Below are 23,539 nucleotides of genomic sequence, written 5' to 3' on the forward strand. Positions count from 1 at the left end.
CCAGCTCGTCTCACCAACCAGCGGTTTCCGCAGATCCATTCCGATTTATTACTATGGTCAGAATGATCGCATCACAATCGACGACCGTCGACACATGACCGTCGTCACCCAGAACACCGACGGAACAGTCCTTGAGGACGCCAACGGTCGTCACGAACGTTTCACGCGCGAACAGATCTATCTGATGACGGTGGAGCGGCGCATCAAAGTCGATCGCGATTACCACAGCCGCGAGAAGTCCGTCTTTGCCCTGAAGTACGGAAACTTGAAAATCTCGGACTTCGCGGACCACAAGGTTCAGAAGGCACTGTGGGATGAAAGCCTGATCCAGGAGTACATTCGGTTCGAGGAGATCGGGAAGAAGCATCCAGTCCTTCAGGTAAAGGGTTTCAAGCAGCGCAAGGTCTCCTTGGGCACTAAGTGTCTGAAGTTTCTTCTGCCTGTCCTGAAATCCATCGTTGTCGAACGGTGGAGCGAGGCAAACAGCGGAAAAGAGCTGTCCTATAAGCTTCCGAGCCCGCGACACTTCCGACGGCTCCATGATGTATACATCGAGAGCAACTGCGATCCGCTCGCACTCGTAAGTCTCAAGACCGGTCCGAAATCGCGCACGCTCTGCCATCCAGACGACCTTAAGCTCTGGCTGGAATACGCCCACAGTTATGCAGACCGGAAACGTCCGTCGATGCGAGAATGCTACCTGGCTCTCGAAGCTCGGATCGAGGAACTGAACGAGGACCGCTCGCGCACCGGACAGCGTCTTCACCATAGGCCATCGCGAAAATGCTTCGAGAAGCTCATCAAGGAAATGGGCGCGTACTACCTGATGGCGAAACGCCACGGCGAGGAGTATGCGCGACGGAAGTACGCGATCGTCCACGGCGGCCTGATGATCGAGCGCCCTGGCCAGATCGTCGAGATGGACGAGTGGAAGGTCAACCTCGCAGTTCTCCTCACCCATTTGCGCGTGTGGAACCAGCTCTCGGAAAAGGAGCGGGAGGCGGTAAGTCGCGCCCGGCTCTGGCTCACCGTCGCAATTGATCGCGCGACTAAATGTATCCTGGCCATGCATTTCAGCCGCCACGCCCCATCCTCACGGTCTTCGCTCGCTGCTCTGGAAATGGTTGTCACCGATAAGACACTGATCTCGTCGGTCGTCGGCGCGGGCGATCCCTGGGAATACGGGCTCAAACCTGAGACGATCTCCACCGATGTAGGGGCAGCCTTCACAAGCACAGAATTCCGCGCGGCCGTCGCAGCGCTCCGCTGCACGCAGGTGTTTCCGCCAAGTGGAAAGCCAGCAGCGCGCGGAACAATCGAGTCCTTCTTCCGGACCTGCGAACTTCGCTTTATGCACTACTTCGAAGGCCGGACTTTCGCGAATATCCTCGAAAGGGGCAAAGTAGACCCCCACGGTTACGCGGCCATGAACCTGGACGAATTCAATCGCGTCTTCGTCCGGGCAATCATCGACATCTATCACAATACGCCGCACTGGGGGCTAGGGTACGAAACTCCTGCAAATGCATGGCGTCGTCTTTCACGCGACTGCGCCATCATGCAGCCACTCAACCCGGATGAACGTTGCAGGATCTTCGGCACCGAGCTTGAGCGCACCATCACCGACAAGGGCGTCGCATCGACGGGAATCCACTACGACCACACGAATCTTCAGCGACTTCGTTTCGAGCAACAGGCGATTCCGGGCGCTCCAGCGCCGAAGGTCAAGATCCGCGTCAGCCGTCTCGATCTAAGTTCCGTATTTTTCAAGTACGGTAATGAGTGGGTCGAGGCGAAGGCTGTCATCGGCATCCCCACTGGAACCACCCTTTTCGAATGGGTTGCTGCTCGCAAGGACTGGCTGGGGAAAAACAACGCAAACACGAACGCGAAACTGTCGACGTTGCTGGCAGCCGTTCGCGACGTGCGCGCGGCCGGTTCGACCGCCGCCCTTTCCGCCGGTCTGGGCGTCGATAAGCTCGTAGCCGCCAATTACGATCAGATCGAGCGCGAATACTTCAAGACTGCAATCGTCGACGATCTCGACGGTCAGGTCCACGAGTTGGTGGCGCTCGCAATCCCACACAATCCGCTCGAAGTCGGGGTCGAGGCCTTCGACCACATCTTCGCAAGCGAAAACGTGATGTCCGAGCCGGAGACGGTGCACATGCCCGAAGACAGCTCGGCGTTCGTGGCGATCAATCCGGACGACGACGGCATCTTTTTCGAAGATCTATAAGGAGTACACACCTTGTCTAACAGCAATTATTCCGAGCATTTTCGCGAAGCTGCCCAGGCAGTGTTCGACAGCCTTGGTCCGGAGCGTCAGCGCCGGGTCGAGATCATTGGCCGCATGAATGCCTCCTATATCGGTACTCCGCGTGACCCGCTTCTTGACTTGATGTTCGATGATCTGCTCGAAAACGTGGCGTCCGCACTTTTCGGCAAGGCAGCGAAGCGCCGGGCCATCTTCATTGTCGGAGAAAGTGGCTCCGGGAAGACTACCGCAGTAGAGCGACATATCGCGAAGCGCCCTGAGTTCGCCCCGCGCATCGCGGCCGACGGTCAGACGGTGCGCCCGCTCGTCGGCTTCGAGGCGCCGAAGCCTTTGACTCTGAAGGGAGTGGCCCGAGCGGGCCTGGGGGCACTGCACTATCCGATCAACACCAGTCGCGTCACAGAGCAGGAGTTGTTCGATCTGTGGAAAGAACAATTGCGTGAAAATCGCGTCCTCTTTCTTTGGATCGACGAAATGCAACATGTTCTGCGCGGTAACACGACCAAGGAAATTCAGAACGTTGCGGACGTTTTGAAGAGCCTGGTACAAATCGACGGTTGGCCACTGCATCTCATCTTGAGTGGTGTGCCCGCTCTGGCCCAATTCGTCCATCAATTCGCAGATACTGACAGACAGCTCAAAGAGCGAAGCAATCTCGTCGAATTGCGGACGATGTCCTATCCGGCGGATGCCGCTATCGTCCGGAAGATCGTCACGAAGATTGTCACGGGTGACGCAAGCCTCACTGCCAAAGGACTCGATCCCAGTGATTTCATCCCTCGCCTGATGCACGCATGCAATGGTGCCTTCGGCTCCACGATCCAGTTAATTCGAGCCGCGTGTGTATATGCGCTTCGAACTGGATCGGCTTCGGTCGATCTCGATCACTTCGCGATCACCTATGCTCTTGCGAGCGGCTGCCGCCTGGAGGGGAACGTTTTCCTCTCGGAGAATTGGCAAAATATCGTTCCAGACAACTCGCTCGGCGACCTGCTTGCTAACGCCGCGCTGAATCGGGCGGAAGTGGCAGCCAAAGCCACCTCAAAAGCAACTGGCCGGAAAAAGGCGAACTAGTTTGGCTCATATTCTCATCATAAACGATTCCGAACCTTTGTTGAATTTCGTCTCCCGTTATGCACACTTCCGTGGTGTTCCCATGAATGATTTCATGCAGCACACGGGGACGCGAGTTTGGCGGAACAAGGATTTCGATCTATCAGTAGCACGGCTTGCAAGGATCAGTGGAAACGATCCTCAAGTCCTGACAGCGCATGCATTTCGTCTTCAACCCAGCAGACATCACGCTTTTCTGGGCGAAGTCGTCGATCCAAAAATGATCTATCGAAAAGCAGCGCGATACTGCTCCCATTGTGTGATCGAGGACTCATGCGTTTCTGGATCGAAGAAGTTGAGCCACGTGCATTGCAGGGCAGCATGGCTCAATCCGTTTCTGACGGTGTGCCCGCAACACCGTATTGCGATCTCGACAATTTCCGCAGATTACATCGACGACAGGCGTCCAGACTTCACGCGAGCCCTAATGGAAAATTGGGCGGAGGTGGTCGATGCTGCAAACAATGCGGTTGCGGCACCGTCGTCGGAATCTGATCGATATTTCCATGATCGGCTGAACGGGCAAGCCGTGCATAGTCGGGTTCTTGATGATCTCCCCTACTATGGTGCCCTTGAGATTTGCGAAATCGTAGGGGCAATGGAGCTTGAGCGGCCGCCTCGCGGCCGCCGTCAGAATATGGCGGCGGCCGCGAGAGAGACCGTTCAACGTGGGTTCGAACTACTTCAGTCCGGCTACTCAGGCTTGCGCAGTTGGCTTGAAGCCATCGATCTTCGGGGCATCAAGTGGAGCAATCCAGTGTTTGGAATACAGCTCTATGGCCCCCTATACGGCTATCTGAAATACCGTGTGAGCGATCCTGAGTTTGCACCTATCGTGGCGTTCGTCCGTGATCACGCTATCCGCGCTCGAAAGGTTGGCCCGGAAAATGACTTTCTCGGCCAAAAAGGCTTTGGACGGTTCCATAGCACTCGCAGTGCTTCTGCACGGCACGGAATTCCCAAAAACACAATTTTCAGGAAGCTGAAGGTTGCCGGTCTGCATACCGAAACGGGAGGGGGTAGTGGTGTTCGGACCTTGATCGACGCAAAGCAGATGGACGAGTTTGCAGCGCGGCTGAAAGATTCCGTCTCGAAAACCTACGTCAAGAGGCGCTTAGGCGTATCGGAACAGACGATTGATCGGTTGCGGGAAGCGGGCCTCCTTGCCGTAACAAAGTTAGCCAGCGATCCCAACGGGAGAAACTACTATTCGTCCGCGCAGCTCGAAACGCTCATCGGCCGTCTGGAGGAGCGCGCGCGAGTAGGTGGCAATGTAAATGCCACAATCCCTCTCTTAAAGGGCGCGCATTTTCTGAGCTTCGATAGGATGATTGTGCACGCACTAAAAGGCGATCTTACACTGGGGATCAAAAAGGAGGCTCACGAGGCGACCGTCCTTTCCCACTTTCTGGTCGACACACAAGAGCTTGCCCGGCTAGCTCCCAAAAGTGTCGCACCCGCTCATCACTATTCTTGCTATGCGACCTTCAATAGGATGGCGGTTTCGGCCGACACGGTTCGTTCACTTGGTGAGCTCGGAGTATTGAAGACCGTCGAGTACACGGAACAGCGAGTAGTGCATACTGCCTATTCAATGGCATCCGTTCGAGCATTCTTGCTCCATCACGTCGCCTTTCGGAGACTGGCGGGGTCTAAGTCGAACTGGGAAACGACGGAGCGACGGGTTTCTGGCATTACGCCAGCCTTCGATTTCGGCGGCGTCGAGCGGATTTATCGAAGGTCGGACCTAGGCTTCAATTAGTCAATTTCCGCTACAAACACAGCTCTCATAACCCGCTTCGGCGGGTTTTTTGTGCTCTCTGCTCTGAGCTCCAAAACTGACAATGACTCTTTTTAGGCGCCAAGTGGGCCATTCTTTCGGTTGCAGCCGAATTGGCCCTCTGAAATCACTGGCTTTTCTGAGAAAAAGTGACTTTTCTGACGAACCCATGCAATTGGCTGGCACGCGGATTTCACCGTTGCGTACGGCCCAGACATGCCCTTCGACAAGCGCTCGCTCTTTAATCTGAAGAGCGATCTTGCCTTTGCTCGATACCGGATCTCCTCCTCTGAAAGAGGCGATCCCTGCGGCGGCCGGCCAATTGGGATAAACAATTCCCTTTATAATCTATAAAAATAGTTTGTTATTTCTATCAATCACCCCGCCCTCTTCGCTAGGCTTTGCTCATTGCACTCAGGGAACCGCCGGAAATCGTGATCCGGCCAAGGGGACGAATATGAACTTCAAGCAACTGATCGCTGCGGCCGCATTCGGTCTCGCTAGCATTTCGACGGCCGTCACTGTAAACGCGGCCGACAAGAAAGTGACCGTCGGCTATCAGACCGACGCCTTGCCTTCCTCGGTGGCCATCGCCAACGGTGACTTCGCCAAAGCGACCGGATACCAGATCGACTTCCGCAAGTTCAATTCCGGCGCGGAGATCTTTGCAGCCATTGCGTCTGGCGATGTGCAGATCGGCTATGTGGGCTCGAGCCCGTTCGCCGCGACGGCATCGCGCGGCCTCGAAATCAAGGCCTTCTACCTCTCATCGATCTCGGGCATCGATGAGGCGCTTGTGGTGCGCAACGGCTCCGGCATCAACACGCTCGCCGACCTGAAGGGCAAGAAGCTCGCGGCGGCGCCGGTTTCGACCGACCACTACCAACTCCTTGCCCTCATCAAGTCGCTAGGTCTCACGGAGAAAGATGTGCAGGTCTTCGCCGTCCCCCAGCCGGAAATCGTCGCCAGCTACAATCGCGGCGATATCGACGGCGGCTTTGTCTGGGATCCGGCGCTGACCGAGCTGAAGAAGAACGGCAAGGTGCTCGTCACCTCCAAGGATGTCGCCGATAAGGGCGCTCCGACCTTTTCCGCATGGGTGGCAACGTCGAAATTCGCCGCCGACAACCCGCAGTTCCTGAAAGCCTACACCTCCGTCATCAGCAAGTACTATGCCTCATTCGCAGCGGATAAGGCCGTATGGGGACCGGATAGCGACAATGCAAAGGCGCTCGCCAAGCTTCTTGGCGGTACGGCGGATCAGCAGGCGGCGGCCTTGAAGAACCTCACGCTGCTGACACCCGATGTGCAGGCATCCACAGACTGGCTCGGCGGCGGCGAGAAGTCGGGCGCGGCCAAGATTTTGAAGGACACCGCGACCTTTCTGAAAAGCCAGGGCAAGGTCTCCGAAGTTCTGCCGAATTACGGTGCCTTCGTCACCGCCGATGCACTTGTAAACGCCAGCAACTGATCCTCCCTGACGCTGGCGCACATGTTGCGCCGGCGTCGAACCTTTGAGAGAAGACATGCTTCAAGTCGATCATGCCAGCGTATTCTTCGTAGCGCGCGACGGGCGAGCCGTCCATGCGCTCGATCGCGTCTCCTTCAACATTCCCGAACGCGGCATCGTCGTTGCCTTGGGAGCTTCGGGCTGCGGCAAATCCACCCTGCTCAATGCGATCGCCGGGTTCCTGCCGCTCTCGGAAGGAGCAATCACCCTCGATGGCCGACCGGTCTCCGGTCCCGGCTCGGATCGCGGTGTCGTCTTCCAGAAGGATTCGCTGCTGCCGTGGAAATCCGTCGTCGACAATGTCGGGCTCGGGCTGCAGTTCGCTGGGCTGGGGCGGCGGGAACGGCGCGAACGTGCCTTCGAATTGCTGCGGCTCGTCGGGCTGACCGAGTTTGCAAATGCATCACCTTACGAGCTCTCGGGCGGCATGCGCCAGCGCGTCGGCATCGCCCGCGCGCTGGCGACCGATCCGGATATCCTGCTGATGGACGAACCCTTCGGCGCACTCGACAGCCTGACGCGGGAACAGATGCAGGAACTGCTCGTCTCCGTCTGGGCGAAAACCGACAAACGGATCTTCTTCATAACCCATTCGATCGCGGAGGCACTGTTTCTGGGCACCGAGGTTCTGGTGATGTCGCCGCGACCGGGCCGCGTCGTTGCCCGCTTTGATCTTGATTTCGTCCGTCACTTTGCCGCCGGCAGCGACGCGAAGTCGATCGTCTCATCTCCCGAATTTGCCGATCTCAGAGAGGAAATTCGCACGATCCTCCACAATGCTGAAAATTTCAGGAGCGCGGCATGAGCGACATTACCGGAACACGCGCCATCGCAGCTCAACCACAAGAAACGAAAGCAAAGCTCGTCCAAATGCCGGGGTTCGGCGTCGGCACCAAGCCGACGATCGCGATCAGCATAGCAACGGGAGCCGCCTTGATTGGCATATGGTGGCTCGTCTCGAAGCTCGGCCTGGTCTCCCATCTTTTCCTACCGCGGCCCGACGAAGTGTTGACGCAGGTCGGTGTCGTCTATCGCGATGGCTATGCGGGTGCTTCGCTGTCCGAGCACATAGTCGCAAGCCTCTTTCGGATCGTTGTCGCGGCAACCATCGCGATCGCGGTCGGTATTCCGGTCGGCCTGCTGATGGGGCTCAGCCGCTGGGCCAAGGGCGTTCTCGACACGCCGATCGAGTTCTATTGGCCCCTGCCCCCTTTATCCTATCTGCCGTTGATGATTATCTGGCTCGGTATCGGCGAGACCTCCAAGATCACCCTGCTTGTGCTCGCCATGTTCGCGCCGATCTGCCTTTCCGCTCAGGCAGGCGTCCGCTCGCTTCCGCTTGAGCGCGTCAATGCGGCGCGTTCGCTGGGTGCAAGCCGGCTGCAGCTCTTTTTCTCCATCGTGCTGCCCTCTGCTTTGCCGGAAATCCTGACCGGTGTCAGGATCGCGTTCGGCATCGGCTGGGGTACGCTGGTGGCCGCCGAACTTATCGCCTCGACGCGCGGCATCGGTTTCATGATCATGTCGGCATCGCAATTCCTTGCCACCGATGTCGTCTTCGTCGGTATCGGCATCATCGCGATCTGCGCTTTTACATTCACGGCGGCGATCCGCATTCTCGAGACGGTTCTCGTTCCGTGGAAGGGCAAACTCTGAACCCGCGTGATCGAGGTGGGGCACGCTCCGGTCTCATCAAGGAACTCTATCGAAGTCATGCAGGCACAGTCATGAGCAGCAACAGCGAATTTCTCTGGTACATTCCCAACGACACCAAGCCTGGCCATCGGGGCGATTCTACAGTCGTGAACCATAATAGTCTGGAAACGCTGACGAGCCACGCCCAAGCTCTGGAGGAACATGGATGGAAAGGCGCGCTGATCGGCACCGGCTGGGGCCGGCCCGACACATTCACCGTCGCCGCAGCTCTTGCCGCCCGCACCACCACTTTCGAGCCACTGATCGCAATTCGCCCCGGCTACTGGCAACCCGCCCAATTCGCCTCCGCCGCTGCTACGCTGGATAACCTGAGCGGCGGCCGTGTACGCGTCAACATCGTGTCGGGCAAGGATAATCTCGCCGCTTATGGCGACAGCGAGGGCGACCAGGCGCATCGATATGCCCGCACCCGGGAATTCATGCGGCTGGTTCGCAGGCTCTGGACCGAAGAAAACGTCACCTATGAGGGCGAGCACTTTCGCGTCGGCAACTCCACTACGGCGCCGCGAATCCAGCACCATGGCGAGCGCCGGCACCCCAAGCTCTATTTCGGCGGCGCTTCCGAAGCTGCAGAAGGCGTTTCCGCCACGGAAGCGGACGTCCAGCTCTTCTGGGGCGAGCCGCTGGACGGTGTCCGCGAGCGGATCGAGCGCCTGAAGTCGTTGAGCAAAAAGCTCGATCGCGATCTTGCTCCGCTGGAGTTCGGATTGCGGATCACCACGCTGGTACGCGACACCACGGAACAGGCATGGGCCGATGCCGAGGCAAAGGTCGCTGATATGGCCAGGAACAACGGAGCCGGCTGGCATGATCATCGGCAATCCATTGCCGAGGGACAGAGGCGATTGTTCGATCTGAACGCGCGCGGTGACGTCCTCGACGACAATCTCTACACAGCGCCGGGCAAAGTCGGTGGTGGCGGAGCCGGCACCACCTGGCTGGTGGGATCAGCGGCTGAAGTTGCCCGTTCTCTGCGTAAATACCGAGATCTGGGCGTCACTCATTTTATTCTCTCGGATACGCCCTATCTCTCGGAAATCAGGCGACAAGGGGATCAATTACTGCCCCTTCTGCGCAACTGATCGGCTAAACCGAAGTTAGCTATACCCACAGAACATCGACAGCACCCGGCTTTCCAAGCCGGGCTTCGCGGCAGCCATCTCGGCTCCTTCCCATTGAGGCATGCAGCTTTTGAAATGAACGGCCAAGGCCGGATTTTTCTCATTTAGGAACAAAAAATCGCGGCCGATCAGGCCGCGATTTCAGATTTTCAGATCGACCAATTGCTCATTGGCCGTTGCGCCTAAGCAAGATTAAAACTCTTCCCAGGACGCCGTTGCCGCCGCCGCTCCACCGGAGCCTCCGAAGGAGCCGGCAATCCTTGCCCGAAGCGAACGCGCCGGCGAAGCGGCGGGGCTGGACTGCTCCGTCACAACGGCTGGCCGAACCTGGCTGCGGCCGCCTTGAAGCGCGAACTGACCGAGGAGGTCATTCAAGGCCGTCACTTCCTTGCCGAGGCTGTAGCTCGCGGCAGTGGATTCCTCGACCATGGCGGCATTCTGCTGCGTTCCCTGATCGATGGTGTTGACGGCGGTGTTGATCTCCTGCAGCCCGGTCGCCTGTTCGCGCGCGGCTTCGACGATCGCGCGGACATTGCCGTCGATCTCTTCCACCTCTTTGACGATCTCCTGCAGCGACTGCCCCGTTCTCGTGACGAGATTGACGCCGCTGACGACCTGCTGTCCGGAGGTTGAAATCAGCGCCTTGATCTCCTTCGCCGCCGTGGCAGAACGCTGGGCAAGTTCGCGCACTTCTTGGGCAACAACGGCAAAACCCTTGCCCGCTTCACCGGCGCGCGCCGCTTCTACCCCGGCGTTGAGCGCGAGCAGGTTCGTCTGGAAAGCAATTTCGTCGATGACGCCGATGATGTTGGAAATTTCGCCCGACGATTTCGAGATTGCTTCCATGGCGGCGATCGCCTCGCGCATGACCTCGCCGGATTTCTCGGCGCCGATGCGCGCGCGGCCGACCAGCGAGCTTGCCTCTTCCGCTCGCCGGGTGGAATCCTTGACCGTCGTGGTGATCTCCTCAAGCGCTGCGGCGGTCTCTTCGACGGAGGCTGCCTGCTGCTCGGTGCGCTTGGAAAGGTCGTCGGCGGCCGAGCGGATCTGGCTGGCCCCTGCTGCAATAGCCTGGCCGCCCTGGCCAACGGCACGCAACGTTTCCTCGAGCTTTGCCATCGATGCGTTGAAATTCGTCCTCAGCTGGTCGAGATGAGCCACGAAGGACTTCTCAATACGATAGACCAGGTTGCCGTTCGAAAGCTCGGCCAGACCGCTCGCCAGGCTGTCGACGGCGAATTGCGCATCTGCAGCGTCCTTGGCCTTCTGCGCTTCGCGCTCGAGCCTTTCCTTCTCCGAAAGGCTCCGGCCGGCGGCGGTTTCCTGCTCCAGCCGGATGCGCTCGATCGCGTTGTCACGGAAGACCGAAACGGCCGCGGCCATCTGGCCGACTTCGTCTCGGCGTCCGATGCCCGCGATCTGCTCGTCTGTGTTGCCATTGGCCAGAGACACCATACGGGCGCGCAGCCGCTCGATGGGAGCGGTGATGCCACGAGCGGACACGAGAATTGCGATCAGAATCGCCGCGGCAAAGACGATTGCGAGCCCAATCAGCGTCTCTGTAATGGTGCTTGATGCATGCTCGTCGAGCAGGTCGCTCTTGGCACCGATGCTCTTATTGAACGTATCGAGCCACTCGCGAATCGCGACAACCTCGGCATTGATCTGCGGGTCTGCCTGCTTCAGGAGCTTGGTGGCTGTGTCATTGTCATCGACCATTCCAGCTTTTACGGCCCGGTCTGTTAACACAATAATGTCATTGGCCTTCGCCGCCAATTTATCCACGGCGTCCGCTTCCGACGGCATCAACTGCCTGACGTTCGCCAGACGCTGTGAAAGAACTTTCTTGTTCTCCTCATAGTCTTTCGAAAACGTCGCCATCTCCGGATCTTTCGAGCTGTAAATCAGGATCTGATAGGCGTTGTAGCTCAAAGCAGTCACCCGCTGGCTAGCTCTGGACATCTCCACCGCCGCCATCTCATCCGTCGAAATAAATTTCGAATAGGTGGCGACGCTGTCCTTATATTGGCTCGATATAAAGAAGACGCCTGCGATCCCGATCAGGCAGATCGGAATCATGATGGAGAGCACCTTCGTCCTGATTTTGGCATTCTGCAGAAATGACATGATGTGCCTGCTCTTGGTGAAGAGCCGACAATCGCGTGCACGCCGCAATGAGCGCCCGCGCCGATGATTGCCTGCCGTGGGATCGGGAGCATCGCAGATGAAGAGCGTCCTGCTCACCGCTGACAGCGCTGCAATGCGACAACAACACAATAGCCTGACAAAAAAGTTAATATGATTAAATATTACATAAATTCATTTATGACAAAAATTGAATATTAAAAGAAACAAATAAACAATAATCACTAATTGTGCTAACTTAAATTCGCAATCATTGCGCTAGATATCCGGATAATCCGATAAAATACTATAATACTAGAGGTTACATTCCGCAACAACAACACAAATGTAGATATTTATACTACATTAAAACTCAATATAACTTTACTTTTCCACTCACCCATTGAGAGGCAGGATCGCTCAACTTGCGCCTTCGCATAGCCGAGCACTCTCTTCCGCGTTCGACGATCGCGCCGAAGATTAGCCACAACTCTCAATAATGGCCTGTTGACATAAATTTAGCCTAAGCTATGTTTTCTTGACGAGCTGGAGAAGCCCCATGACAGACTCGCTTGTCCGACAGACCCTGTCGGAACGTACGGATACGCAGATCAGAGAAGTTTTGGCGGGACGGCGCAAAGGTTTTCGGTCTGCCCTTCTCTTTGCTGGTCCGGCGGTCATTGCCTCGATCGCCTATATGGATCCCGGTAATTTCGCCACGAATATCCAGGCTGGCTCCGGCTATGGCTATTCCCTGCTATGGGTGGTGCTGGCGGCAAACCTCATCGCTATGCTCTTTCAGGCACTCTCGGCAAAACTTGGCATCGTCACCGGCCGCAATCTTGCCGAGCTCTGTCGCGACCAGTTTTCGGCGCCCGTTCGCTACGCGATGTGGGCCGTCAGCGAAGTCGCGGCAATGGCGACGGATCTTGCCGAATTCCTGGGCGGCGCAATCGGCCTGTCTCTGCTGTTCCACATGCCGCTCATCGCCGGCATGACAGTTACGGCAGTAGTGACCTACGGCATCCTTTTGATGGAAAAACGCGGGTTTCGACCGATGGAACTGATCATCGGCGCACTCGTCGCGATCATAAGCCTTTGCTACATCGCGGAGATGTTTATCGCGCCGGTCGCCTGGGGACAGGCAGCCATCGGTACGATCCTGCCATCGATCCCTGATTCCACGGCATTGACGATCGCTGTCGGCATCATCGGTGCTACCGTCATGCCGCATGCCGTTTACCTGCATTCCGGCCTCACCCAGCATCGCGCGCCCGGGCGGAACGACAATGAGCGGCGTAAGCTCGTGCTCTTTTCCAATTGGGAATGCGTGATTGCGCTTGCCGTCGCAGGCGTGGTCAACATGGCCATGGTGATCATGGCTTCAGCCGCCTTCCATGCCGGCCATTCCGACGTTGCAGAGATCGAGAGCGCCTATCATACCCTCACCCCCCTGCTCGGCGGAGCCGCCGCAACCATCTTCCTCATCTCGTTGATGGCCTCCGGCATCTCATCGTCGGCGGTCGGCACCATGGCCGGGCAGATGATCATGCAGGGCTTCGTCGGTTTCCGCATTCCGGTCTGGATGCGCCGGTTGGTGACCATGCTGCCGGCATTCGTCGTGGTTCCCATGGGCGTTAACACCACCCAAGCGCTTGTCTATAGCCAGGTCGTCCTATCCTTCGCGCTGCCGATTCCGATGGTCGCGCTCGTTCTGTTCACCCGCAATCGCGCCATCATGGGCAATTTCGCCAACGGCCGGCTGACAGATATCGCCGCCATCGTCGGGACGATCGTTATCCTGTGCCTGAACGCGATCCTGCTCCTGCAGACGTTCGGCATCCCGATCCCGGGTCTTAGCAACGGCTGATCCATGTCGCGCATTGGGGTTTCATAACGGTGTTGCATTATTTATAGGCGAGGCTAAATATCATCACGCGACTCTTAATCTTGTGAAGGTATACCGCCTTGGCGAAATCCCCTGCCCCCCCTGAAAGCCGTCTTGCTTCGACAGAGGTCGAGACGCATGTGGAGGCGTTTCAGAAAAGCCGTGATGATCGACGTACGGAACTCATGGAGGATTATGTCGAGCTCATCGCCGATCTGATAGAACATGCCGGCGAGGCGCGCCAGACCGATATCGCACAACGACTGGGGGTAACCCAGCCTACGGTCGCCAAGATGCTCAAGCGGCTGGCTGAGGAAAACCTGATCACCCAGCGCCCTTATCGCGGGGTCTTCCTGACGGACGAAGGTCACCGCCTGGCCATGGCCACGCGCCGCCGCCACCAGGTTGTGGAGGCCGTTCTCTGCCGTCTCGGCGTCGATGCCGACACGGCAAGAAATGACGCCGAGGGCATCGAACATCATGTCAGCGAGAAAACGCTGGAAGCCTTCGAGCGCTTTTTGAAAACCTGACGCCGAGGCATCAGAGGTGAAGCGCCATTTTTGGCACATTTCCAGCAAGAATGAATTGAAAATAGCGCGCCGGCAACTGTCTGGCTTGACCGATCAGCCCCTATCAACGCAAGCTTTACAAATCTTCGCTAAGCAGAATTTAGCGAACCGCCGGTCGAGTGTTTGGCATACTGATTTTATTGCCGGCGTAGGGAATCATGATGAACGCCCAGGAATTCAGTTCCACCATATTCGACCTCGCCCCCGTTGCCATGTGGCTGGAGGACTTCAGCGGCGTCAAAGAGCAGTTCGATCTCTGGCGGAGCGAAGGGGTAACGGATTTACGTTCCTTCCTGCTTGCAGATTTGCAGCGCGTCGCAGCCTGCTCGCAGAAGATCAGCGTTCTCGCCGTCAATGCGAAGACGCTGGAACTGTTCGAGGCGCAATCCTTCGAGACGCTGGTTGGGGGACTCTGCAATATCTTCCGTGGCGAGATGCTCCAAAGCCATGTGAACGAGCTGGTCGCGCTTTGGGAAGGAAGGACGGAATTCTCGGGTACGGCGATCAATTATACGCTGGGCGGCCGCAGACTGGACATTCAGCTTCGCGGCGTCGTCCTGCCAGGGCACGAAGCCTCTTGGGACCGGTTGCTGCTGACCACCGAGGACGTGACCGCACGCGAGGAAGCGAGACGACAGGAAGAGCGCCAGCGGCGCTACGCGGAAGGAATGTTCGAGCATTCGCCCGTGTCCCTATGGGTCGAGGATTTCAGTCGCATCAAGATCTTGCTCGACGGAATCCGCCACCGGGGCATCGTCGATTTCCAGGTCTTCCTCGATGTGCATCCAGAGTTCGTCCAGCAATGCATGAGCGAGATCAGCGTGCTCGATGTCAACCAGGCGACACTCGACCTGTTCTGCGCGCCGGATCGGCAAACGCTGCACCAGCGCATCGGCGAAGTGTTTCGCGACGATATGGAGAAGCATTTTCGCGGACAGTTGGTGGAACTTTGGAACGAACGGCTCTTCCATCAGCGCGAAGTGCTGAACTATGCGCTCGATGGGTCCGAACGCCACGTCCTGCTGCAATTTTCCGTCTTCCCCGGCCACGAACATGACTGGTCGCTGGTGCAGGTGGCGCTGACCGATATTACCGCCCGGAAGAAAGCGGAAGCCTATCTCGAATATCTCGGCAAGCACGATGTCCTGACCAGGCTCTATAATCGCGCCTTCTACATGGACGAGATCAACAGGCTGGAACGCAAATCCCTGCGGCCGGTTTCGGCCATCATCATCGATCTCAACGGCCTGAAGGAGGCCAACGACGAGAGCGGGCACGATGCCGGCGATTCTTTGCTGCGCCGTATGGGAGAGGTGCTGAACAGCGTGGTATCCCAGCCAAATCACGCGGCCCGGATCGGTGGTGATGAATTTGCCGTATTGATGCCTGGCGCAGATGAAATCGCAGCCTCCGCCATGGTCGATACCATCAACGAGCTGCTGAAAATCAACAATCAGTTCTATTCCAGTTCTCCGCTAAGCGTTGCCATCGGCGTCGCGACCAGCCATCAGGGGGAAACCATCGAAGCCATGGTCAAGCGGGCGGATCTTGGAATGTATGAGCACAAGAAAGCCCATTATGCCGCAACCGCCAGCGTCGGTACGCTTCACGCAAAGCATGGTGTCTGACGGCTGAGCCCTATATTTCTGTCGCTACGGCTGACTGAACAGGCCATCCCGGAGCGTATGCCAAGCGGGAACAAAAGCTGCGGCTTCTCATTTGGCTTTCCGGAAAAGATGGAGTTTTGAAATGGAAGATCAAGCGACCAACGTCGTCATCACCACTCGAACCGCACTGGATCAGGCCTCCGCACTTGCGGTTCACTATGGCTTTACAATCCTCGGCGCGATCACTCTCCTAATCGGCGGCTGGATCCTCTCCAGCATCGTCAGCCGCTCGGCCTATCGCGTCATCTCTCGCATCCGTGGCATTGACGAAACACTGGCAAGTTTCTTTCAGAATGTCTTGCATTACAGCTTGCTTATCCTGGTGTTCATTACCGTCCTCGGGCAGTTCGGCGTCCAGACAACCTCCATCATCGCGGCTTTCGGCGCTGCCGGCCTCGCAATCGGCCTGGCGCTCCAGAGAACGCTTCAGAATATTGCCGCCGGTATCATGCTATTGATATTGCGGCCGTTTCAGGTCGGCGAATATATCGAAACGACCAATGCCACAGGCTTCATCAAGGAGATTGGGCTCTTTGCAACGGAGATGAGGACCGCGGACGGCCTCTATCTCATGGCGCCGAACTCGACGCTTTGGAACACGCCTATCCTCAATCACAGCCGCGAGCCCGATCGCCGGCAGGAACTTTCGATTACCATCGGCAACAGTGCTGACCTGGAGCTTGCGCGCAAGACCATTCTCGACGTGATCAAAGCGGATGAGCGCGTCAAAAGTGACCCAGCGCCCGTCGTCTATCCGGACGATCTCTCAGCCGACCAGGCCGTGTTGAAGATCGAATATTGGACGGCAACCTCGTCGTGGACGGACGCCCGTCGTGACGTCATCTCAAAGCTGCTGACCCGGCTTGCCGAGGCCAGTATCCCGATCAAGTAACGGGCACACCCACGGGTTCATGCTGACAGCCGTTTGAAATGCGATAAGGCCTCACGTCCCGCCCTACCATCTGACACGATAGTCGACACGCAGATTACCGGCCGGCACCAGCGTCTGCGGATCCGTGAGGGAGACGGAAAAATTGAGGTGCGGCGAAAGCGGCCGCTGGAACGAGATCGTGCTGGAGAACATGCTGCCGGTATGTTTGAGGTTGCCGCTGGCAGATAAGGATGTCCCGGCCCAGGGAACGGCAACCGTCGCGGCCTGCGTTGCCGTAATTTGGGTCGGTTCGTTTCTTCTGCCCTGTCGTTCTGTCACTCCACTCGAAGCCCGGCCTTTTTCAGAAGCGGGAGCACCCGATCGCAGAAATAGGGCAGTTCCTGCGTGTAGTTGACGAATGACAGAGCGATGCCGGCATAGCCTTGTTCGGCGATCGCAATCATCTCGTCCGCAATTCTTTGTGGCGTACCGATCAATGGGTAGCTTCCCGCCCCTCCGGCAAAGCGCTGCCGATAGCGGTCATAGGCGTCACGATCATGAGATTGCGAGAATTCCTTCTTGCCGGCCATATGCTGCTCGACGGCGGCGTGGTCAGCCATGGCGACGGCATAGCGGGTGTAGTAGTCCTCTGCCTCCGCCTGCGTTTCGCGGCAGACGACGTGGCACACGGTGTAGACTCCGACCTGCCTTCCGTTCTTTTCCGCCCGCTCGCCGATATCGGCGACATGCTTTCCAGCCTCGGCGATCTCGGTAAAGGTCGTGAAGAGATAGTCGCAATGACCTGCGGCGAAATCGCGGCCGGGACCACCAAATGCTGCGTTCATTGTCACGGGACGCGGCGCCTGCAGGCTGGCCGGCCGGCTGACGGCTTCCTCCAAATTGTAGTAGGTTCCGGCATAGTCCAGCGGCTCGTCGGAGGCATAAAGCCTTTCGACGATCTCAAGCCATTCCGCCGCCTGGTCATAACCCTTTTCGACCAAAGGCACGCCGAACATGCCGAACTCCTTCGGGTTCCAGCCGCAAACGATATTGAGCCCTGCCCGTCCCTGGCTGATGTGATCGACCGTGGCGAGCGACTTGGCCGCATAGAGCGGATGGACGAGCGGCACATGCACCGTCATGAACAGGCCGATACGATCGGTCGCCGCCGAAAGGGCTGCGGCCCAGGTGAAGGTTTCGAACGACCATTCGCGCACGCGGTTCTTGCCGCCAAATCCGCGCCAGCGGGCGATCGGCAGGAAGAATTCGAGACCTGCACGGTCGGCGATCTGTGCCGCCGTCAAATTATCCTGCCAGCCGGCCGTCCAGCGCTCCGGCACGTCGGTGATCGCCAGTCCACCATCCGCATTGGCGGAAAAAACACCGAGCTTCAGCCGGTTCGGTCCCTTCAGCGGATGCGTCTTCATGGTGGCTTGCTCCTCCCCGAGTTCACCCTGCCTTTTGCTGCATCAGAGATGCAGCAACACGATACGAGAATGTGTGACGCTCGCGAGAAAGAATTTCAAGCTTAAAATTTATCAATCGGCACTAGGCTGCCGACGATTGAGGCGTAACCTCTCTGAGAAGCCAATTCTGAAACAATGTCGCCGTTTCGTTCGTCTGCTTCTTTTCCGGCATGACGATATAATAGCTGTTCTCGGTCGGCATCGGCAGATCGAAAAGCGGCAGAAGCGTGCCTGCGCTCAGTTCCTCCTCGATCAGATAGGTGGGCAAAAGCGCAACGCCAAGCCCAGCTATGGCTGCGGCAATGATCATGGAGAACTGGTCGAAGCGCGCGCCGGGATAGGCATTCTCGCTTGGCAGGTCCTGCAGATCGAACCATTGAGCCCAGAGCTTCGGACGTGTCGTCAGATGAAGCAGCGGCGCTTCCGCCAACTCCTCCGGCGAGTGCATATCAAGCCGCCCGGCAAGCGCCCGGCTGGCGACGGGAAGAACGGTCTCGTTGCAAAGGAAGGTCGCGACAGCGCCGGCCCAAGCCGGTAAGCCGTAGTGAATGGCAAGATCGAAATTATCCTCATCGAAGCTGAAAGGCTTGGAGCGCGATTCCACCGTAACGGCGACATCCTGGTGTTCGTCGAGAAACCGGCCGAGACGCGGCACCAGCCAGCGCGTGCCGAAAGTCGGCAAGGTTGCAACCTTCAGCGACAGCTTCATCTGGCCGGCCGCAACGGCGCCGATCATCAGCCGCTCAGAACGCAGCAGCAGATCCTTGACCTCCGGCAGCAGCCGAAGGCCGGCTTCCGAAAGCACGACGCGCTGCCTCACGCGCTCGAAAAGCTTCAACCCGGTCTGCTGCTCCAGATCGCTGATCTGACGGCTGACGGCGCTTTGCGTCAGATTGAGTTCTTCGGCGGCGCGCGAAAAGTTCTGATGGCGCGCGGCACATTCGAACGCCTGAAGATTGACGATGTCGGGGATGAGGCGGCGACGCATAGTCATTCCATTTCAGCATCAAGTTAGAATTTTCTGTCACAAGACCTGCCGAAAATCAAGGTATATTCTGCGTTATAGGAATGATGTAGCCTTTCAGGAAGAGATTACCATGAAGTCCGATCACATCTCGACCAGCGATATACGCAGCGCCTTTTCGGCCGCTATGTCCGCCATGTATCGTGAAGAAGTACCCGCCTATGGCACGCTCATGGAGCTGGTTGGTCGCGTCAACGACGAAACGCTGGCTGCTCGGCCGGCCTTGAAAGAGCGCCTGCAGGCGACCGACTATCTCGATCGCATTTCCGAGGAACGGCATGGCGCGATCCGGCTCGGAACGGCGGCGGAGCTTGCAATGATGGCGCGCGTCTTCGCCGTCATGGGCATGTATCCCGTTGGCTATTACGATCTTTCGACGGCGGGCGTGCCGGTACACTCCACGGCATTCCGTCCGATCGGCGATGCCGAGTTGAAGCGCAATCCTTTCCGCGTCTTCACTTCGCTGCTGCGGCTCGACCTGATTGCCGATGAAGATCTGCGCGAGGCATCCGCACAGATTCTCTCGAAGCGCCAGATCTTCACCGAAGGCGCGATCGCCCTCACCGAAAAGGCCGAACGTAATGGCGGTCTCGGCAAGGAGGATGCTCAGCATTTCGTCAACGAAGTGCTTGAGACCTTCCGCTGGCACGATGAAGCAAACGTCGATGCCGCCATGTATCATCGTCTGCACGATGCTCATCGCCTGATCGCCGATGTCGTGTCGTTCAAGGGGCCGCACATCAACCATCTGACGCCGCGCACGCTCGACATCGACCAGGTTCAGTCGCTGATGCCCGAATACGGCATTGCGCCCAAGGCCGTCGTCGAGGGCCCGCCGACGCGCGCCTGCCCGATCCTGCTGCGCCAGACTTCGTTCAAGGCGCTCGAAGAGCCCGTCTCCTTCCGCAATGCCGACGGCGTCTGGGAAACCGCGTCGCATACCGCACGCTTCGGCGAAATCGAGCAGCGCGGCATCGCCCTGACGCCCAAGGGCCGTGCGCTCTATGACAAGCTGCTGGACAACTCGCGCAAGATCGTGCGGCCTGCGGCCGACGGATCGAACGCGCGCGATTATGAGGCCGCGCTTGCCCAGAGCTTTGCCGAGTTCCCCGATGACTGGTCGGCTATCCGCGCCGAGAGCCTCGGCTATTTCACCTATTCGCTGACGGCCAAGGGCAAGGCCGCAGCAACGACCCGCGGCGATATCGAAGCGCTGATCAATCAGGGGCTCGTTCAGTTCGACCCCATCGTCTACGAGGACTTCCTTCCCGTCAGCGCCGCAGGTATCTTCCAGTCCAACCTTGGTGACGGCGCCCAGCAGGAGTTTGTCGCAAGCCCGAACCAGAAGCGCTTCGAAACCGATCTGGGAATGAAGGTGCTGAACGAATTCGACCATTATGCCGGCATCGAGCAGGCATCGATCGACGCCTGCCTGCAGGCGCTGTCCAAACAAGACGCAGCCGAGTGATGCGACGCGGCCCGAGCGCCGCTCGCACCTTCGATCAAAGACAAGTGGAGTTTCAAAAGATGAACATCGCAGCAAAGAACATTTCCGTCGCAGCCGAAGCTGCCGCCATCCTCGAAAAGCTCGGCGTCGACAAAGCGCTCTACACACAAGGCGACATGCCGTCCTATTCTCCGGTTACCGGCGAGAAGATCGGCAACCTCAAGACCGTTTCGGCAGCTGAAGCGGCCGAGCGGATCGAGAAGGCGCATGCCGCATACCGCGCCTGGCGTCTCGTGCCCGCTCCCAAGCGCGGCGAACTGGTCCGTCTGCTCGGCGAAGAGCTGCGCGCTGCCAAGGACGATCTCGGCCGCCTCGTCTCGATCGAAGCCGGCAAGATCCGCTCCGAAGGCCTCGGCGAAGTCCAGGAAATGATCGATATCTGCGATTTCGCCGTCGGTCTCTCTCGCCAGCTCTACGGCCTGACGATCGCCACCGAACGTCCGGGCCACCGCATGATGGAAACCTGGCACCCGCTTGGCGTTGTCGGCATCATCTCTGCCTTCAACTTCCCGGTCGCCGTCTGGTCGTGGAATGCAGCGCTCGCGCTGATCTGCGGCGATTCCATCGTCTGGAAGCCCTCTGAAAAGACACCGCTGACGGCGCTGGCCTCGCAGGCAATTCTCGACCGTGCTCTTGCCCGCTTCGGCGATGCGCCGGAAGGTCTGTCGCAGCTGCTGATCGGCGACCGCGCCATCGGCGAAGTTCTGGTCGATCACCCCAAGGTGCCGCTCGTCTCGGCAACAGGCTCGACCCGCATGGGCCGCGATGTCGGACCGCGGCTCGCCAAGCGCTTCGCACGCGCCATCCTCGAACTCGGCGGCAACAATGCCGGCATCGTCTGCCCGTCCGCCGATCTCGACATGGCACTGCGCGCCATCGCTTTCGGCGCCATGGGCACAGCCGGCCAGCGTTGCACGACGCTGCGCCGCCTCTTCGTTCACAAGAGCGTCTACGATCAGCTCGTGCCGCGCCTGAAGAAGGCGTACCAGAGCGTCTCCGTCGGCGATCCCCTGCAATCTTCCGCGCTCGTTGGCCCGCTGATCGACAAGGCAGCATTCAACGACATGCAGAAGGCGATTGCGGAAGCAAAGTCGCATGACGGCACGGTGACCGGCGGCGAGCGCGTCGATGTCGGCCATGCCGATGGCTTCTACGTCAAGCCGGCACTTGTGGAAATGCCGAAGCAGGCCGGCCCGGTCTTCGAAGAGACCTTCGCGCCCATCCTCTACGTCATACCCTATGACGACTTCGATGCAGTCCTTGAGGATCACAATGCGGTAGCCGCCGGCCTGTCCTCGTCGATCTTCACCCGCGACATGCAGGAATCCGAGCGCTTCCTCGCGGCAGATGGCTCCGACTGCGGTATCGCCAACGTCAACATCGGCACGTCGGGCGCTGAAATCGGCGGCGCATTCGGCGGCGAGAAAGAAACCGGTGGCGGCCGTGAATCCGGCTCGGACGCCTGGAGGGCGTACATGCGCCGGGCGACCAACACCGTCAACTATTCCAAGGCCCTGCCGCTGGCTCAGGGCGTTTCCTTCGACATCGAGTAAGCTCCATGACGATCGCCACCACCATCGAGGAAGCGGGTTTTAAGCCCACTTCGCGCATCGCCTCCATCGGCGTGTCGACAATCCTGCAGATCGGCGCACGCGCCAACGCGATGAAGCGCGAAGGCCTGCCCGTCATCATCCTTGGCGCCGGCGAACCGGATTTCGATACGCCTGACAATGTCAAGGAAGCTGCGAAGGCCGCCATCGACCGCGGAGAGACGAAGTACACGGCTCTCGACGGCTCGCCCGAACTCAAGAAGGCGATCGCCGGCAAGTTCCTGCGCGAGAACGGCATCGACTACGCCGTCGACGAGATTACGGTCGCCGCCGGCGCAAAGCAGATCCTGTTCAATGCATTTATGGCGTCGATCAATCCGGGCGACGAGGTCATCATCCCTACGCCGTACTGGACTTCCTATTCCGATATCGTCGAGATCTGCGGCGGCGTGCCCGTGCTTATCCCGTGTGACGCCGCGGCCGGCTTCCGTCTCAAGGCGGACCAGCTTGAAAAGGCCATCACCCCGAAGACGCGCTGGCTGTTGCTCAACTCGCCGTCGAATCCATCGGGCGCGGCCTATTCGGAAGCAGATTATCTGCCGCTGATCGAGGTCTTGCTGCGTCATCCGCATGTCTGGCTGATGGTCGACGACATGTATGAGCACATCGTTTATGACGGCTTCCGTTTCACGACGCCCGTTGCAATCGAGCCGCGGCTCAGGAGCCGAGCACTGACCGTCAATGGCGTCTCCAAGGCCTATGCCATGACCGGCTGGCGCATCGGCTACGCCGGTGGCCCGAAGGCGCTGATCAAAGCCATGGCCGTCATCCAGAGCCAGGCAACCTCGTGCCCCTGCTCGGTTAGTCAGGCAGCCGCCATCGCAGCACTGAATGGCCCGCAGGATTTCCTCAAGGAACGCACTGCAAGCTTCCAGAAGCGTCGCGACCTCGTCGTCAGCCGACTCAACGCCATCGAAGGCCTGGATTGCCTCGTGCCGGAAGGCGCCTTCTACACGTTCTCGGGTTGCGCAGGCGTTCTCGGCACGACGACGCCATCCGGAAAGACCATCGCCACGGATGCGGATTTCTGTGCCTATTTGCTTGATGAAGCGCATGTCGCCGTCGTACCCGGCTCTGCCTTCGGATTGTCACCGTATTTCCGCATTTCCTATGCGACATCGGAAGCCGATCTCGTCGAAGCTCTCGATCGCATCGAAAGGGCCTGCGCAGCTCTCCGACGCTAGGGCAATTCCCGTCAAAGCGCAAAGCGGTTATGCGTCCGGAATTGCGCGAAAACAAAGAGATAGAGTATTTCCATAATTCTGTTTAGAAAACGGAATGCTCTAGTCATAGCG

The 23,539-nt window shown here is 58.4% G+C and carries 18 protein-coding genes; 14 read left to right on the forward strand and 4 right to left on the reverse strand.

From position 1 onward, the window contains the following. The first annotated feature begins 94 nt into the window (after nucleotides 1-94). The 7 genes from GA0061102_RS04100 (at nucleotide 95) to GA0061102_RS04130 (ending at nucleotide 9,479) form a co-directional block, all read left to right on the forward strand. A complete protein-coding gene (locus GA0061102_RS04100) occupies nucleotides 95-2,239 on the forward strand; it encodes a DDE-type integrase/transposase/recombinase (protein WP_159432141.1) in 2,145 nt (714 codons plus the stop codon). A 12-nt stretch (nucleotides 2,240-2,251) separates the two neighbouring features. Next, on the forward strand, nucleotides 2,252-3,352 hold the full coding sequence (locus GA0061102_RS04105) for an ATP-binding protein (RefSeq protein ID WP_245297919.1): 1,101 nt from the start codon (nucleotides 2,252-2,254) through the stop codon (nucleotides 3,350-3,352). Between the two features lies 1 nt (nucleotide 3,353). Further along, the gene (locus GA0061102_RS04110; RefSeq protein ID WP_159432142.1) at nucleotides 3,354-5,153 is read left to right on the forward strand and encodes a TniQ family protein; all 1,800 of its coding nucleotides are present in this window, start codon (nucleotides 3,354-3,356) and stop codon (nucleotides 5,151-5,153) included. A gap of 475 nt (nucleotides 5,154-5,628) precedes the next feature. After that, nucleotides 5,629-6,642: a taurine ABC transporter substrate-binding protein gene (tauA, locus tag GA0061102_RS04115; protein ID WP_092844319.1), complete on the forward strand. Its 1,014-nt coding sequence runs from the start codon at nucleotides 5,629-5,631 to the stop codon at nucleotides 6,640-6,642. 55 nt (nucleotides 6,643-6,697) lie between these two features. Then, nucleotides 6,698-7,486 (forward strand): taurine ABC transporter ATP-binding protein, encoded by a 789-nt coding sequence (locus GA0061102_RS04120; protein ID WP_092844321.1) that lies wholly within the window; start codon nucleotides 6,698-6,700, stop codon nucleotides 7,484-7,486. Further along, nucleotides 7,483-8,337 carry an ABC transporter permease subunit gene (locus GA0061102_RS04125; protein ID WP_092844323.1) on the forward strand — a complete coding sequence of 285 codons (855 nt, stop codon included), beginning with the start codon at nucleotides 7,483-7,485 and terminating at the stop codon, nucleotides 8,335-8,337. Before GA0061102_RS04120 ends, GA0061102_RS04125 begins: the two co-directional genes overlap by 4 nt. 71 nt (nucleotides 8,338-8,408) lie before the next feature. Beyond that, nucleotides 8,409-9,479 carry an LLM class flavin-dependent oxidoreductase gene (locus tag GA0061102_RS04130; protein WP_092844325.1) on the forward strand — a complete coding sequence of 357 codons (1,071 nt, stop codon included), beginning with the start codon at nucleotides 8,409-8,411 and terminating at the stop codon, nucleotides 9,477-9,479. A 231-nt stretch (nucleotides 9,480-9,710) separates the two neighbouring features. Here GA0061102_RS04130 and GA0061102_RS04135 read toward each other — a convergent pair whose 3' ends face one another. Further along, complete coding sequence (locus GA0061102_RS04135; RefSeq protein WP_092844327.1) at nucleotides 9,711-11,645, reverse strand: methyl-accepting chemotaxis protein; 1,935 nt, start codon at nucleotides 11,643-11,645, stop codon at nucleotides 9,711-9,713. 556 nt (nucleotides 11,646-12,201) lie between these two features. On the opposite strand from GA0061102_RS04135, the gene GA0061102_RS04140 reads away from it, so the two are divergent. The 4 genes from GA0061102_RS04140 to GA0061102_RS04155 all read left to right on the forward strand — a co-directional run bounded on the left by GA0061102_RS04140 (nucleotide 12,202) and on the right by GA0061102_RS04155 (nucleotide 16,658). After that, complete coding sequence (locus GA0061102_RS04140; RefSeq protein WP_092844329.1) at nucleotides 12,202-13,512, forward strand: Nramp family divalent metal transporter; 1,311 nt, start codon at nucleotides 12,202-12,204, stop codon at nucleotides 13,510-13,512. Nucleotides 13,513-13,610: 98 nt separating this feature from the next. Beyond that, nucleotides 13,611-14,060: a manganese-binding transcriptional regulator MntR gene (mntR, locus tag GA0061102_RS04145; protein ID WP_092844331.1), complete on the forward strand. Its 450-nt coding sequence runs from the start codon at nucleotides 13,611-13,613 to the stop codon at nucleotides 14,058-14,060. A gap of 197 nt (nucleotides 14,061-14,257) precedes the next feature. Next, the gene (locus GA0061102_RS04150) at nucleotides 14,258-15,727 is read left to right on the forward strand and encodes a sensor domain-containing diguanylate cyclase (RefSeq protein WP_245297920.1); all 1,470 of its coding nucleotides are present in this window, start codon (nucleotides 14,258-14,260) and stop codon (nucleotides 15,725-15,727) included. Between the two features lie 121 nt (nucleotides 15,728-15,848). Beyond that, a complete protein-coding gene (locus GA0061102_RS04155; RefSeq protein ID WP_092844335.1) occupies nucleotides 15,849-16,658 on the forward strand; it encodes a mechanosensitive ion channel family protein in 810 nt (269 codons plus the stop codon). Nucleotides 16,659-16,721: 63 nt separating this feature from the next. Here GA0061102_RS04155 and GA0061102_RS04160 read toward each other — a convergent pair whose 3' ends face one another. The 3 genes from GA0061102_RS04160 to GA0061102_RS04170 form a co-directional block, all read right to left on the reverse strand. Further along, nucleotides 16,722-16,976: a hypothetical protein gene (locus GA0061102_RS04160; protein ID WP_208858605.1), complete on the reverse strand. Its 255-nt coding sequence runs from the start codon at nucleotides 16,974-16,976 to the stop codon at nucleotides 16,722-16,724. Further along, complete coding sequence (locus GA0061102_RS04165; protein ID WP_092844337.1) at nucleotides 16,973-18,064, reverse strand: LLM class flavin-dependent oxidoreductase; 1,092 nt, start codon at nucleotides 18,062-18,064, stop codon at nucleotides 16,973-16,975. The genes GA0061102_RS04160 and GA0061102_RS04165 overlap by 4 nt, the downstream gene beginning before the upstream one ends. A gap of 121 nt (nucleotides 18,065-18,185) precedes the next feature. After that, entirely contained in the window at nucleotides 18,186-19,097 is a 912-nt protein-coding gene (locus GA0061102_RS04170; RefSeq protein WP_092844339.1) for a LysR family transcriptional regulator, read from the reverse strand. A 103-nt stretch (nucleotides 19,098-19,200) separates the two neighbouring features. On the opposite strand from GA0061102_RS04170, the gene hglS reads away from it, so the two are divergent. The 3 genes from hglS to GA0061102_RS04185 are packed head-to-tail and all read left to right on the forward strand — an operon-like array spanning nucleotide 19,201 to nucleotide 23,428. Beyond that, entirely contained in the window at nucleotides 19,201-20,595 is a 1,395-nt protein-coding gene (gene hglS, locus GA0061102_RS04175; RefSeq protein WP_092844341.1) for a 2-oxoadipate dioxygenase/decarboxylase HglS, read from the forward strand. 59 nt (nucleotides 20,596-20,654) lie between these two features. Further along, entirely contained in the window at nucleotides 20,655-22,187 is a 1,533-nt protein-coding gene (amaB, locus tag GA0061102_RS04180) for an L-piperidine-6-carboxylate dehydrogenase (RefSeq protein WP_092844343.1), read from the forward strand. A gap of 5 nt (nucleotides 22,188-22,192) precedes the next feature. Next, nucleotides 22,193-23,428: a pyridoxal phosphate-dependent aminotransferase gene (locus GA0061102_RS04185; RefSeq protein WP_092844345.1), complete on the forward strand. Its 1,236-nt coding sequence runs from the start codon at nucleotides 22,193-22,195 to the stop codon at nucleotides 23,426-23,428. The last annotated feature ends 111 nt before the right edge of the window (nucleotides 23,429-23,539 follow it).

The organism is Martinezella miluonensis (assembly GCF_900094545.1).
Taxonomy (GTDB): Bacteria; Pseudomonadota; Alphaproteobacteria; order Rhizobiales; family Rhizobiaceae; genus Rhizobium; species Rhizobium miluonense.

What these genes read in the sequence shown, in the direction of transcription:
- GA0061102_RS04100 (WP_159432141.1), top strand. Translation starts at nt 95, where the DNA reads ATGACCGTCGTCACCCAGAACACCGACGGAACAGTCCTTGAGGACGCC.
- tauA (WP_092844319.1), top strand. Translation starts at nt 5,629, where the DNA reads ATGAACTTCAAGCAACTGATCGCTGCGGCCGCATTCGGTCTCGCTAGC.
- GA0061102_RS04120 (WP_092844321.1), top strand. Translation starts at nt 6,698, where the DNA reads ATGCTTCAAGTCGATCATGCCAGCGTATTCTTCGTAGCGCGCGACGGG.
- GA0061102_RS04125 (WP_092844323.1), top strand. Translation starts at nt 7,483, where the DNA reads ATGAGCGACATTACCGGAACACGCGCCATCGCAGCTCAACCACAAGAA.
- GA0061102_RS04130 (WP_092844325.1), top strand. Translation starts at nt 8,409, where the DNA reads ATGAGCAGCAACAGCGAATTTCTCTGGTACATTCCCAACGACACCAAG.
- GA0061102_RS04135 (WP_092844327.1), bottom strand. Translation starts at nt 11,645, where the DNA reads ATGTCATTTCTGCAGAATGCCAAAATCAGGACGAAGGTGCTCTCCATC.
- GA0061102_RS04140 (WP_092844329.1), top strand. Translation starts at nt 12,202, where the DNA reads ATGACAGACTCGCTTGTCCGACAGACCCTGTCGGAACGTACGGATACG.
- GA0061102_RS04150 (WP_245297920.1), top strand. Translation starts at nt 14,258, where the DNA reads ATGATGAACGCCCAGGAATTCAGTTCCACCATATTCGACCTCGCCCCC.
- GA0061102_RS04155 (WP_092844335.1), top strand. Translation starts at nt 15,849, where the DNA reads ATGGAAGATCAAGCGACCAACGTCGTCATCACCACTCGAACCGCACTG.
- GA0061102_RS04165 (WP_092844337.1), bottom strand. Translation starts at nt 18,064, where the DNA reads ATGAAGACGCATCCGCTGAAGGGACCGAACCGGCTGAAGCTCGGTGTT.
- GA0061102_RS04170 (WP_092844339.1), bottom strand. Translation starts at nt 19,097, where the DNA reads ATGACTATGCGTCGCCGCCTCATCCCCGACATCGTCAATCTTCAGGCG.
- hglS (WP_092844341.1), top strand. Translation starts at nt 19,201, where the DNA reads ATGAAGTCCGATCACATCTCGACCAGCGATATACGCAGCGCCTTTTCG.
- amaB (WP_092844343.1), top strand. Translation starts at nt 20,655, where the DNA reads ATGAACATCGCAGCAAAGAACATTTCCGTCGCAGCCGAAGCTGCCGCC.
- GA0061102_RS04185 (WP_092844345.1), top strand. Translation starts at nt 22,193, where the DNA reads ATGACGATCGCCACCACCATCGAGGAAGCGGGTTTTAAGCCCACTTCG.